This window comes from Bacteroides thetaiotaomicron VPI-5482, assembly GCF_000011065.1.
Classification (GTDB): Bacteria; Bacteroidota; Bacteroidia; order Bacteroidales; family Bacteroidaceae; genus Bacteroides; species Bacteroides thetaiotaomicron.
Genome location: NC_004663.1, coordinates 3,823,934 through 3,838,070, shown reverse-complemented (window position 1 = coordinate 3,838,070; position 14,137 = coordinate 3,823,934). Strand labels below are relative to the sequence as shown.

Genomic DNA, 14,137 nt, shown 5'->3' with positions numbered 1-14,137 from the left:
CCGGCAAATTTAGTTAGATGCAAAGCAGTAAACATTGCCGGCAAAGTCACAAACTATCATTCTGTTTCCCGATACGGCTATCGTTGAGAAAACTGGTGCTCCGAAGTACAACTTGTCTTTGATAATCCCTGTTGACTGGTCGATGGCGTATAAATACCCGTCGGAAGCTCCGATATAGACAATTCCTTGTGAAGATACAGGGCTTGTTTCTACTCCCGCCTGCGGCGTAGAAGAATAAGGAGCAGTGTATACAAGAGAAGGCAAAGTCTCGGCTCTCCATTTGATGAAAAGAGTCGGTTTGTCGAGAGCGAAAACTCCACGGTCTGCGCTGCCGAAGATAATCTCTTGTTCGGTTACGAGTGGAGTAGATGTCACGTCCAGATTGGCGGACAGTTCCTTTTGCTGGAGTACTTTACCGGTTTGAGGTTCTATCAGGAAAAAGCTTTTGGAGGAGATGAGCCATAATTTTCCGTCTTTGTAGACCGGAGAAGCACCTCGGTTGCCGAGTCCGTTGTCGGAGAGCTTCCAGAGTTGTTTGCCAGTGCGGATGTCGTTGCCATACAGTCCTCCCCATTGGGTACCACTGATTAGTACGTCTCCGGCGATGGTTAACGTGGTGGTCGAGCCTTCCCGTTGTTTCCAGTCCGTGTTGGTCCATATCACTTTTCCTGTTTTCAGGTCGTAGGCTGAAAGTCCGGCACCGATTCCGGCATAGACGATTCCTTTGTCAATTGTCAGTCCTTCGGTCAGATAGGGATAGTTCTTTAAGTTGATGTATTGTTGCCACAGTGGTTTTCCGGATGCTGCGTCGAGGGCGTACAGATTGCAGGAGGCATCCTGGGCTACAACGATTCCATTTTCGCAGGCAATGGTATTCTTTACCGAGTTTTCCGTGCGGAACTTCCATAGTTGTTTGCCGGAATGGAAGTCGAATGCACAGATATAAGTGTTGAGCGACGTGTTATCATCGGTAGTGGCAATGAATACTCTTTGTCCGGCGATGAGGGGGGAGGTCATGAAGATGTTACTTCCTGTGTTCGCTGTCCATTGTAGTTGCAGGGGGAGTTTGATTTGGGAGTCATTTATTCCACCGGAGTGACTTGCGTTCTGAAGTAGGGTATTCCAGTCCTTCCCTGCGATAGCAGTCGATTTGAAATCTTTCTGATAAAGGAACTGACTGGTGGCAGTCGCTTCCTTTCCGTCGTTGAAGGATGAAGTCACTGTCAGGTTCAGTTTCTTTCCGTTTTCGTTAGCGGGTATTTGAATATTTCCGCTCCAGTTCCAGTCGGTGAGGGGCGACAGGTTGCCTTTGGCTATTTCCCGGTTGTCTTCCGGATTGCTCAGCACATAAGAAACAGACGATGTTTTTGCCTGTGAGTTATAGGTGTTGACCGAGACCGGAAGCTGATAGCCGGTTTCCGGATGTATGGGGGCTGCTTGATTCTTCATCGGAGAAACAATAGCGATTTGCGGTTCGATGAAAGTATAACGCAGTTGCGTTGTGAGGTGATCGTTGGCATCTATCTTTATGTCTCTGAATGAAGAAGGGGAGTGATCGATGCCTCCTTTGTCCAGTGTGCCGGTGCAGATGGTATAAATGCCTTTCTGATTGCGGACGTAGTTGTAGTGCATATGTCCGTAAATTTGTGCTTTCGTGTTGAAGGTACGAAAGTCGAGGATATCCTTTTTGTCTGCCTTGAATACGAAGTTATCGCCGGGAGTAAACAGGTCGTGGTTAAAAAGAACAAGCGCCTGATCTTTCTTCATCAGGGCGAGGTCATTCTTCAGCCAGTTGTATACATCCCTTTGCGTGTAATCGGTCGGGTTGTCTCCGTGGTCGATGGGAGTAACGACATAATGCACGTTGCCGACATCGAACGAATACCATGTCGGGCCATAAATCGATTCATAAAGTTCTTCGCCGTAGTTGCCTTTCACCAGGTCGTGGTTGCCTATGCAGTAATAGACGGGGCAGTCCATTGTTTGTGCATTCACAATTTGATTGTGCACTGTGAGTCCCGGTTCGTAGCAGATGTCTCCGGTATGAATCAGAAAAGCCGGTTGTTCGTTCTTTATGTATTGTTGTAGGTCGGTGACCCAACGCCCCACTCCTCCGGTCACTTCCGTGTCGGTGATATGGATAAAGGAGTGTTCTCTGCCCTTGGTCCGTTCGCTTTCGGTCACTATAAAATCATAGCTTTTCCTGTCCTCCTTGACAGGGAGGTAGAATTGCTGTGTCTCGAATCCGGCAGGCGTAGTGATGCTGATAAATCGGGTTTTCTCGAATCCCGATAAGGAGAACCGGCCTTTTCTATCTGTTTTTACTACGTTCATTCCGTCTGTTACCATCACTCCCTCCAGCGGTTTGTCTCCTTTGTCGAATGTGCCCGATTGATTGATGTCGACATAGACGGTTCCTTTAAATTGTGCGCACAGCGGAAGATATAGTAAAAATGACAAGAGTATTACGGATAGTCTTTTCATGATCGGTTCTCTGTTTTATTAGGCACAGATGACACGGATTAACGCGGTTTTTAATTGACCGATCTCTTAAATCCGTGAAATCCGTGTCATCCGTGCCTAAATTTATGATATAAATTAATTATGCTGATACTTATCGTATTTGTTTCATCTCTTCGTTGTATCTCGCTTCTTCCTTACACAAAGGCTTGTACCAGGTTTTTCTGAGTATGAGCGTGGTAATCAGAAGCAAAGCGATAGAACTCCAGAGCCCTAACTGTTCGCGGACAACGAGGTACATTGGAATGATGGTAAGCGTACATTGCCAGATGATTCCTATCGCCACATTGAAGGCATCTCTTTTGAAGTTTTTATTCGCCTGAATATGCGGGTAACGGGCGATTGCTTTCTCCTGAATCGGCTTCCAGCATCCCCATGGGCGTACATTGACGTAGAAGTTGATCAGAGTCTCTTCATCTGTAGCCGGAGCACTGTAAGTCCCGATGATACATCCGATCAGAGAGACGCCGAACAGTACGGGGAAGAAATAAAGTACCCATGCATCCGGAACGGTAAATTTCATCACAATAGCGGCCACTACTCCGGCAGTCATTCCCCAGAAGTAACCTTCACCGTTGAAACGCCACCAATGCCATTTCAGTACGTTGGCTGCGATGTATCCTCCGAACAGTGCACCAACAATCCACTGAAAGATTTCATTGATATCTTTCAGGAAGAATCCGATGACGGTGCTCACCACCACTACTGCAACGGAAATGACATAGCTGCTGCGTATCTGTGTCTTCACACTCGCTTTCGGGTTGATGTATTTCAGATAAATATCATTTACGATATATGCAGGGGCTGCATTGACGGTAGAAGCAAAGGTCGACATGAAAGCTGCCAGTAGACCTGCCAATAATAATCCTGCAAATCCTGCCGGAACATATCGTGTGATCAGATGGGGAAGAATTGTCTCAAAGTCCGTGCGGGTCACCTCCATCTGTGTCAGTCCGCCGTCTTCCTTGAAGAAATAGATGGCAAGTAATGCAAATCCCATAATCATCAGATAGCGTGGAATTAACAGCACGACGGATACGGAACCGCTCATCATCGCCGCTTCTTTGGGAGATTTGCAGGACAGAATTTTCTGCATATCATAGTTGGGCGCAGGCCCTGCCATACTCATGAAGATGCCTTTGAGCAACGCCATCATGACAAAGATACCTATCAGACTGTAAGGTTCGTTCGCCATTCGTTCGGTCAGCAAACTCATCCGGCTGCTCCAGTCAATATCGAGCGTCCATCCGAAGAAAGGGGAATCCCATCCGGCAGGTACAAAGGAGTGTATCATATCCGGCGCCACCATCTGCATACCGATCACTACGATAACGATGCCTGCCACCGTCATGATAAGGAACTGTACGACATCTGTCCATACGATGCTCAGCATTCCCCCCAACATGACGTAGAAGGTGGCGATAGCTGTGAAGAAGATACCGTATACATGCGGAACATACTCCGGTGATACCGTGAAAGGAATGTAGGGTGAAATGACTTCCCAGGGAATAAAGATTTCCATGAATTTGCCTATTCCTATGAATCCGTAACTCAGAAATCCGAGTACGCTTAATAACGCAAATACGACAACGATGGTATGAGAGAGTGTCGCTCCCTTGCCTTTACCGAAGCGGGTTTTGATCCATTCGGCTCCGGTGAGCACATTGGAACGCCGCAACCACACCGACAGATAAACCATGAGGAATATCTGATTGAATACCGGCCACAGCCAGGGAATCCAGAGACTTTTGAATCCGTAGGCAAATGCCCAGTAAACCATTAGCATCGTACCGGTGATGTCGAACATTCCGGATGCATTGGACAGGCCAAGCATATAGAAGGGCAGTGATTTGCCTCCCAGGAAATAGGAGTCCATATTCTGTGCGGCTCGCTTCTTCAGTATGAGTCCGATGACAATCATGGCAATGAGGTAGGCGCAGATGATCAGAAGATCGGATGTGTGTAATTTCATGTTGCTATTTTGATTAGGTTTTGTACATTAATAATCTATCAGGTACAAAAGTAGGTCGAATGTGGGGAAGAAACAAATATTATTTTAACTCATACTGATACTATTTATCTGACTTCTCAGGCTTTAATAGCTGACACGTCAGGTGTTAATACTTGACGTGTCAGCTGTTAATACCCTGCAACTCAGTTGTTAACATCCATCATGCAGAATGGAACATCCTGAAAGACAGATGATAATACTGCTTTCGGAACTATAATACAACGGCATTTTCCGACATCACGAGCTTATTGGCTTCTATGATATCGTATATGCTTTTCACGGAAGTCGTGGAACGGAGTCTGTCTTCCGGTGTATGCCGGCAGTAATCGATTAGTCGTTCGATCGTAGAAGTCGCTACGTGCATCCGTGTGTCGGAGGAAGCATAGTAGATGTATACCGTTCCGTCTTCATCCGCGATCCATCCGTTGGAGAATAGCACGTTGGATACATCTCCGGTTCTTTCTTCTCCCACAGGTGCCATGAAGTAACCTCCCGGCTGGGCTATCACCTTCCTTGGATCATCTAAAGACGTCATATACAGATATAGGACATATCTGAGCCCGGCAGCACAGGCACGGACTCCGTGTGCCAGATGTAGCCATCCTTGGGGAGTCTTGATGGGATGAGGCCCTTCACCGTTTTTCACTTCTTTGATCGTGTGATAATGGCGCTGTTCTATGACGATTTCCTTCTTGATCACTGCATGAGTGATATCGTCTATCAATGCCCATGAAATACCGCCTCCGCTGCCTGCATCGATGAATCCGTCCTGCGGACGGGTGTACAATGCATATTTTCCGTCTACGAACTCTGGGTGCAGCACTACATTCCGTTGCTGGCTTTGGGAGACGAGGTTGGGCAGGCGTTCCCAGTTTTTAAGGTCCCTGCTGCGTATGATTCCTGCTGCTGCAATGGCCGAGGTGAGGTCTCCTGCGGGTGCGTCCGGATCTTTGCTTTCCGAGCAGAAGATACCGTATATCCATCCGTCCTCGTGTTTTGTCAGACGCATATCGTAGACGTTCGTTTCTTCCGGATATAGGTCCGGCAGTTGTACCGGATATTCCCAAAAGCGGAAGTTGTCGATACCATTGGGACTTTCTGCGATGGCGAAGAATGATTTGCGGTCATGTCCTTCTACCCGTGCCATAACAAGATATTTCCCGTTGAATTTGATAGCGCCTGCATTGAATACGGCGTTAATGCCGAAACGTTCCATCAGATAGGGATTTGTTTCCGGATTGAAGTCGTATCTCCACTCCAGCGGAGGGTGCTCTGCTGTCAGAATGGGATATTTGTATCGTTCAAAAACACCATTGCCGGGCAGTATCTTTTCATTTTCACGTGAGATGAGCTCATCATATTCTTTCGTGAGAATATGTAGTCTGTTATCATATCTATTCATATCAATTCATAAAATTAGAGTAAAGCATCGGCTTGCGATCCTTTTTGTATTACTTGACAGGACAAAAGAGACTGTTTGCAAGCCAGACATACCTGAGATATACGGTGTTGTAGGGACAGTCTCTTTGTACTTTTGTCATTTTGAAAGTATGGGGGTACTTTCAAAAAATACATGTGTCAAGTCTATAAACTATTGTTTGGTAATCATATAAGAGCGGATGGTGCAATTGGGTTCTAAGAAGCTGACCCAGTACCAACCATCTTCCACTTTATCGATCCGGCAATCTTCTATCGGATATTTCACTTTTTTGTCCACTGCATTTCTTGTTACTTTATACAGTACCGCATCACCTTTGTTGCCTTTCGTCAAATCACCTGTAAACTGAACTGCAAAACCGCTGGCATAAGTTCCTGTTCCTTTTATAACAATTTCGGACATATTGAACTCTTCCGAATGAGTAATGGAACCCACTGTCGAGGTAGAGACAGACTGATAAGAAGATGACCCCGCTATTAAGTAACGATATGATGGATTCTCCAGATAAAGATCGTCGATATAGACTATATTGATGCTGATTGCCTCTCCTTCCTGGTCTTTGATTGTTACCGTCTTGTTGAAACGATATCTTTTAAGACCTTCGATGATAACATCTGTTCCATTTTCCGCTATCGTGCATTTCAGATAAGTGGCGGAACCATTATTTGTGCAGGTATAGCCTCCGTTACCGTCCAGAATCTTGATTGTCAAAGGTTCACCGACTGTCAAATAAGCAATTTCTTCACTATTGTCAACTACAAGTTTCTTTATTACTTTTACTGAAAATTCTGCACTCTTGTTCAGTCTGTCGGTCACTGTAACTGTTGCATTGCCTGGTGCCAGAGATTCTATCTGTATATGTCCTTCTTCATCTACTGTAGCTTTCACGACAGACTCTTTGTCAACTGTTACTTTGTAGCCTCTGTTTCCTGTATAAACATTGACTGTCTTGTTTTCACCCGGATACATTGTTGTAGCCGAATTGGACAAAACCAGTTCACTTAACTGATCGACGATGACTTTGACATTGGTACTCATTTTAGCCCAGTCGGTAATAGATAAGTCGGTACTACCGGCCTTCAGAGCTGTTACTTTAATTTTGTTACCTTCGGCAATGGCGGTTGCTACATCTTCATTGGAACTTGTAATTTTATAATTGCCGTTGCCTTGAACTATTTGAATGATTCCTTCCGGGGTCTCATCCAGATTAATGATCAACTCCTGCGTATTTGGCACTAAGTCGTGATAGGATGGATCATCGTCATTACAGCCGGAGAAAACAGTAGCGGCTGCAAGCAGGAATCCTGCCAAATATAATAGATTTCTTTTCATGATATTCATTGTTTATTTAGACTATTTATTCAGCTTCAATATCTTTCATTTTACCAGTGATGGTTACTACACTAAACTTAGGGACTGTAATGGAGCGCAATCCGCTGAGAGATGGATTTACTTTTTTGCGTTGCCACTTAACTCCTTCATCTGATGTATATGAGATCATGGTCTGAAACTCTTTTCCTTCAATTTCCAGTTTGGTTTCGAAGGCCTTGCTTGTAGAATTGTTTACCAGTACGATCGTATAATTGTCGTCCTTGATGTAAGCTGTCATCAACAGTTCTTTCGGGAATGCTTCTTCGTCACCTTCGGGAGCAACAGTCTTGATATCCACACGTCGGCTTCCTTCCGGGATAAACTTAGTAAATTGTCCGTAACTGTAGTAGCGGGACGCTCTTTCATAATTGGTTCCGGGAAGTGCTTCTTCCAGTCTGATCAACGCTTCATTATTCGTACAAGGACGTGCACCTGCCCACCAGATAAATGCGTTCAGGTTGGAAACTGCCAGATAATTATGGAAAGTAGTAGCCCATTGCATCGCGTTTTTCCAGGATGGATCGTATGTGTCTGTAGAACTGGTTTCCGTATTCCATAAATGAATATTATTTTCAGCGCAGAGTGGTGATTGTACAAACTCAGTGTTGCCAATTAATGTGTATCCGTGAGCTGCTGCAATAATGTTGGAGTTAACCAGATCGGGACAGGCTTTCAAGCCATTTTCAAGAAAAGTGACTCCTGCTTTCCACCACGAGTGCTCTCCAAAGATAATCTTCATGTCTTGATAACCTGCTTTATCTAAAGCCGGGCGAAGATTCTTCTGGCAGAAGTTAGCCAGATTGGTATAACTCCAGCTACAACCGTTCCATCCCGTTCCACTGCTGTTAGGCTCATTAGATGGTGATATTGCATATATCTCAATGCCGAACTTTTCAGTGTATGCTTTGATGAAGTCAATCAGATAGTTAGCATATGCATCTTCCGCACCGGACGCCAGGCTACCGCCTGAGGGCTTTCCGTTAGATTTCATAGTTCCGGGAGGACTCCAGGTAGAGAATATAAATTTCACATCTTTATATTTTTTCTGCAGGATATCTACCAGCCACATTTGACCTAATTGTACTTGTTCGCCACATCCGGAACCGTTAAAGTCTCTCCAGTAATCATTGATCATAGAGGGATCGTTGGCTGCAAGATTGAAGGTACGGTTCATTCCGAAGTCAATGACGTTTGTGGTAGGGTTCTGATAGTGTGGAAATACCTCACCTCTGAAAATATTCAGCTTCAAGCCATTTTCTCCGAAAAGATCATTGACTACATCTTCGCGCATCATGTTGTTCCATATACGATGTGACCACTCTGCAAAGGCACATCCGAAGCCATCGATTATCTGATGTTCGTGCCCTTCTCCGAACTGTACTTTGATGACAGCTTCTGTGGTGGGTTCGGCTGAGAATCCGTCATCCTCGTCTGTTTCTTCTACCGGGTCCGGAATGTAGACGTCACTGTGACTCAGACTTCCATCGTCACAAGAGTATCCAATGAATAGAAAGAGGGATACGAATAATAATGAATATATCTTTTTCATGTTGTTTCTTTATTAAGTTAATCTTGCTAGGTTTTTTATTTCCATAAACTGGTTTGTTCCATGGCAGTATTATTGTTTAGTTCACTTGTCGGTATAGGATAATAAAGGTGTTTTTCCTGGAAGTTTTCCGCACCTTGTTTTCCATTCGCCTTGAAGATCAACTGAATTTCGCTGGGCGAATACCAACGTTTCAAATCGTCAAAACGATGTCCTTCCGCAAAGAACTCCAATAAGCATTGGTGTTCTATTTCATTCATTAATTCAGCTTGTGCAAAAGTCTTTTCCGTAAGTCCTGCTCTTTGGCGGATTTGCTTTAAAGCATAGTTGGCACCATCCGGATCATTGGTTTTGGCGCATGCTTCAGCATAAAGCAACAGTACCTCGGCAAAGCGCATTACGCGCAAATTGCTGGACCTTCCTTCTTTGTTGCCCATGTTGTCCGGTGCCTTGTCATCCACATAATATGCAGTATTTTTCTTTATCAGGAACTTACCTGCTGTCCCATTGACGTTGAAACTTGGTGCTCCGCCTGCCATTTTTCCTTCATTGCCTTCCCAAAGATCATCCATGGAGTAATTATTTCCATACCATTTCTCGTTAGGAACTTTATCTCCATAGTTGGCAGCATCAAAAAAGAGGCTGGCATACATACGTTTGTCAAACTTGGTATCTGCATCACTCGGACGTGTTTCTTTTGTAAACTCTCCTACGATCAGGGAGTTCGGCATTAATTTAGCCCATCCGCCGGATTTTACCGGACCGATAAACTGAGGAATATAGCAACCTAAACAGATACCGCTTTCATTGCTCCAGGAGTAGTCTCCGTCCGGACTGTATGCCAGTTCAAATACGGATTCTTTATTGAACTCTTCTTCATTTGTGAAATTCTTTTCGAAGTTGTCCATCAATTCGTAAGAATAAGGAGCTTTCAGTAATGTACCTAATAGCTGTTTGGCTTCCGGATATTTGTGTTGGGTGGCATATACTTTGCCCAGCATTGCAATAGCTGCACCTTTAGTTATGCGTTCTTTGGCAGTAGAGCGTTCTACTGGCAGGTTGCATTTGATGGCGTTATCCAGATCTTCTTCTACTTGTGCCCATAATGCAGCTTCTGTAGCAGCGGCTTTATTGGTTTCATCTTCGTTGGATGGAATCAGTCTCAAAGGCACTTCTTTGTAATTGTTGACTAACAGGAAGTATTGATAGCCACGCAGAAAGAGTGCTTCGCCTTTGATCATCGAGCGGTCTTCTTCAGTAATACCTGATGCAGGTATCTGATCAATATACCGCAGTACGATGTTGGCACGCTGGATGCCTGAATAAAGCGCTCCGTAAGGATCATTTCCGGTAGAGGGCGAGTTCAGGAAGTTTGCAATATTCCACATCGGAACTTCTTCTCCTTTGATTGTGTAGATATCGTCACCACGACCGTTTAAGTTTAGCCAGCCGTCAAATGCGCCGAAGTATCCGTACATGGCTCCTTTTATCGGAGAATAGGCGGCTGCCAAAGCACTTTCTGCATCTGCTTTATCTTTCCAGAAGTTGCTTTCCGTGAAGTAATTGGGGTCCGACAGATTCAAAAAGCTGGATTCGTTGCACGATGTCAGCGCTCCGGAAAAAAGAGCTGCCATGCACATATATGATAACCAATTTCTTTTCATGTTCATAAACTGTTTAATGTTTAATATTAATTTAAGGTATTACAGGTTGACTTGTATTCCGAAAGAAATAGTACGGGGCAATGGATAGCGTCCCTGGTCGATACCTCTTGAGAATACATTGTAAGCAACACCTGCGACAGAACTTTCACCCAGGTCGGGGGTATAGCCGGAATATTTGGTCAATGTGAACAGGTTCTCCATTGAAGTGTATATTCTTACGTTTTCAAGTTTGATTTTCTTTGTCAGAACTTTGGGTAATGTATAGCCAATGTCCAATGTTTTCAAACGTATGTACGAGCCGTCTTCCAGCCATCTGTCGGTGTATGCCCATTTGTTGTCTGCACCGTCAGTCTTAGAGAAACGAGGAATATCAGTGTTCTGATTGTCCGGTCTCCATGAATTGGCCAATACGGTACTCATGTTTCCGTTGAAGTTTCCTGATTCCAGGCGATAACGGGGATAATTATATATCTTGTTGCCTACCATTCCGTCAAAGAAAAGGTTAAAGTCGAAGTTGTTCCATTCGCCGCCGAGTCTTATGCCAAAAGTGAAATCGGGGAACGGACTTCCTACGTCATGCTGGTCATCTGTGTTTATTTTGCCGTCACCGTTCCAGTCTTTGTAGCGGACATCACCAACTTGTGCAGCGGGCTGGATGAGTTCACCGTCTTTGTTTTTATAATTAGCGATCTCTTCTGCCGAGCGGAATAATCCGTCTGTTTCGATCAGGTTGAAATATGACATCGGATGCCCTTCTGCAAACATATTGATACCGCGACCACCGGCACCGTGTGCGCTGTATCCGGAGATCATCAGGTTTTGTCCGCCTAATGTTATTTTGGTCACTTCATTCTTGTCGGCTGCGATATTGGCACCGATGTAATAGTTGAACTTTTCCTTGATGGCACCGCGATAGTTGACCGCAAGTTCGAATCCTTTGTTCCGTACTTGTCCCGCATTCTGAATAGAGTTTCCGCTGATACCGGTAGATGCGGTAGAAGGAATAGGTAATAGCACATCATTTGTATTCTTAACGTAAGCATCAGCAGTAAGCGTCAATCGTCCGTTTAGCAGACTGACATCTAAACCGATGTTATAGGTCTCCGTATTTTCCCATGTTAAATTGGCGGGTGAGATTGCCTGCACATATGGCATAGAACCAAACCAAGGCGAATTATTCATCACATAGTTCATGCCGTCCGATACTACACTTTGTGTCGGATAGTAGCTGGTCATCTCCTGATTACCGAGTTTACCATAACTAAAACGCAGCTTCAACTGATCGAATACATTCTCTAAAGGTTTAAAGAATTTTTCGCGGTTGATGTTCCATCCAATAGAAGCAGAAGGGAATGCACCATATTGATGTCCACTTCTGAAACGTGAAGAACCGTCACGGCGAATAGATGCCGAGAATAAATAACGGTCGTCAAAGGAATACATGACACGTCCGAACAGAGATACCAATGCAAGTTCATTCAGCGAACTGGATGCTTTCAGGTTGGAAGGATCTACATTGCCCGGCATTGTTTCAATGAACTGGGGCATATCTCCATTTTTACCATAAAGGCTGTAACTTTTGTCTTTCTGGGCAGAGTATCCGGCAAGGAGTGACAAATTGTGTTTGCCGAATGTACGGTCATAATTCAGGGTGTTTTCTAATACCCATGATTCCCATGTTGACGATTTTTCTTCAAGGTCGGGCTTGTCGTTTTTACCGAATGTTCCTAAATCGTATACATCCTTGTAATAACGCCACTTAGTATGCTCTTTTCTGATACCTACATTGAGTTTGTACTTTAGTCCTTTGATGATTTCAGCCTGTAAATAAGCATTGAGGAAAATCTTGGTTGTTTCTGTCCGTTCGTCGTTGACTGTCATTTCAGCCAATGGATTCGGTAAATTGATGTCATTGGAAGTACCCCAGCCTCCTGCGTTTGTAGGATCGTATACCGGTACTACTGACGGGAACTGAAAGATATCGAACATGGTATCCTGATGAATGTATCCACTACCTTTTGTCAGATTTACAATCATAGATTCACCTATTGTCAAGCGATTGTCGAAGAATGAATAATCGCTTTTCAAACGGATATTATAAGATTCATGATCAGTGTTGCGCAGTATCCCTTCTTTATTAAGGTAGCTGACTGACGAACTGTAAGAACCGTTTTTGGAACCGCCGCTGATGGTAGCATTGGCTTTATAAGTCATGGCAGTACGCAGCATTACGTCTTGCCAGTCTGTGCCTTCTCCAATGAAAGGGGTAGCTCCATTTTCTGCACCATAACCGTCGCCTGCTAATTTGTAGTAGCGTGCGAAGCGGCTGTATTCTTCTCCATTAAAAACTTTCAGTGTTTTGGGAGTCTGGCTGACTCCTGTGAAGAAATTGACATCTAATTTAGTCGGCATGTCTTTACGACCGCTTTTAGTGGTAATCAGTACAACACCACCTGCTGCACGTGAACCGTAGATTGCTGCCGCGGCAGCATCTTTTAAAACTTCGATAGAGGAAATATCGTTAGGATCGACCATACTGATATCTCCAAATGCTCCGTCTACTACATAAAGTGGATTGTTGTTGGATAAAGAACTGATACCACGTACATTGATCGTCATACTTCCATTGGGATCACCACTGGAACTGGCTACTGATACTCCGGGTATTTTCCCTTGTAGGGCTGTGGCTGCGTTAGAAGCAACCTGACCGTTAAGTTCTTTTGCACTAACCGAACCTACAGCCCCCGAAAGATGACTCTTCTTCACTGTACCATAACCAATCACTACTACTTGTTCCAGAGCGATATTATCTTCTTCCATAGATACATTGATTGGAGTTCCGGACGTGACAGCTTTTTCTATTTGTTTCATACCTATTGTTGAGAATATCAGTATATTCCCTTTATTCGCTTTGATGGAGTATTTACCATCCATGTCTGTTACTGTGCCGGTGTCTTTACCTTTCACTCTGACTGTGACTCCTGGTAAGGGTTCATTTGTTGTAGCTTCTGTTACCATTCCTTTTATTTCAATATCCTGGGCTGCCAGTGGAATGCTAGTCAGGCAAAGAAAAAAGAATAGTAGAAAATAAATTTTTCTTCTCATAATTTATTGTATTAGATTATAAACTCTATTCAATTGTTGATTGATCCATGGAAACTTCAACCAATAACTGATGATGCAAAAGTAGGCGATAATGCTCCGTCAGACAAGTAGTATTTTATCATTTACTAATACAATTCTATCGTATTGTATTTTAATTTGAATAAACAAAAGATAAGATGTCCTATCAGAATGTTTGAATGCTGCTTTAATCAGTTGGATTGCTTATTAAGAATGTCAAAAGAGTACATTTTATGATTGAAGTTATATTATGTTGTGTTACCGGGGGACAAAGGTATAAGGATATGTATGTTGATGCAAGTATTATTCGGTAATTAACAGCTGTGGAGGTGTGATTTCTATTACTTATAGGAAATAAAACTATTATGACTGCTCATTTTGTTACTTATAAGAAATAGTATTTATAATCTCCTATCTTATGAGCGTGGATAGATAAATAAAAAAGGAGAAGCCAGTTATTTTAG

7 protein-coding genes are annotated in these 14,137 nt (G+C 43.9%); all 7 read right to left on the bottom strand.

Going from position 1 to position 14,137, the window contains the following annotated elements:
- Positions 1 to 9: 9 nt before the first annotated feature.
- Positions 10 to 2,484: a PQQ-binding-like beta-propeller repeat protein gene (locus BT_RS15370; RefSeq protein WP_011108597.1), complete on the bottom strand. Its 2,475-nt coding sequence runs from the start codon at positions 2,482 to 2,484 to the stop codon at positions 10 to 12.
- 130 nt (positions 2,485 to 2,614) lie between these two features.
- Entirely contained in the window at positions 2,615 to 4,492 is a 1,878-nt protein-coding gene (locus BT_RS15365; protein WP_011108596.1) for a sodium:solute symporter family protein, read from the bottom strand.
- A gap of 250 nt (positions 4,493 to 4,742) precedes the next feature.
- Positions 4,743 to 5,933: a glycoside hydrolase family 130 protein gene (locus tag BT_RS15360; RefSeq protein WP_011108595.1), complete on the bottom strand. Its 1,191-nt coding sequence runs from the start codon at positions 5,931 to 5,933 to the stop codon at positions 4,743 to 4,745.
- Positions 5,934 to 6,122: 189 nt separating this feature from the next.
- On the bottom strand, positions 6,123 to 7,301 hold the full coding sequence (locus BT_RS15355) for a hypothetical protein (protein ID WP_062695870.1): 1,179 nt from the start codon (positions 7,299 to 7,301) through the stop codon (positions 6,123 to 6,125).
- Between the two features lie 25 nt (positions 7,302 to 7,326).
- Positions 7,327 to 8,889: a glycoside hydrolase family 30 protein gene (locus tag BT_RS15350; RefSeq protein ID WP_011108593.1), complete on the bottom strand. Its 1,563-nt coding sequence runs from the start codon at positions 8,887 to 8,889 to the stop codon at positions 7,327 to 7,329.
- Positions 8,890 to 8,924: 35 nt separating this feature from the next.
- Positions 8,925 to 10,550: a RagB/SusD family nutrient uptake outer membrane protein gene (locus BT_RS15345; protein WP_008767302.1), complete on the bottom strand. Its 1,626-nt coding sequence runs from the start codon at positions 10,548 to 10,550 to the stop codon at positions 8,925 to 8,927.
- A 39-nt stretch (positions 10,551 to 10,589) separates the two neighbouring features.
- Complete coding sequence (locus tag BT_RS15340) at positions 10,590 to 13,655, bottom strand: SusC/RagA family TonB-linked outer membrane protein (RefSeq protein WP_011108592.1); 3,066 nt, start codon at positions 13,653 to 13,655, stop codon at positions 10,590 to 10,592.
- Positions 13,656 to 14,137 lie beyond the last annotated feature (482 nt).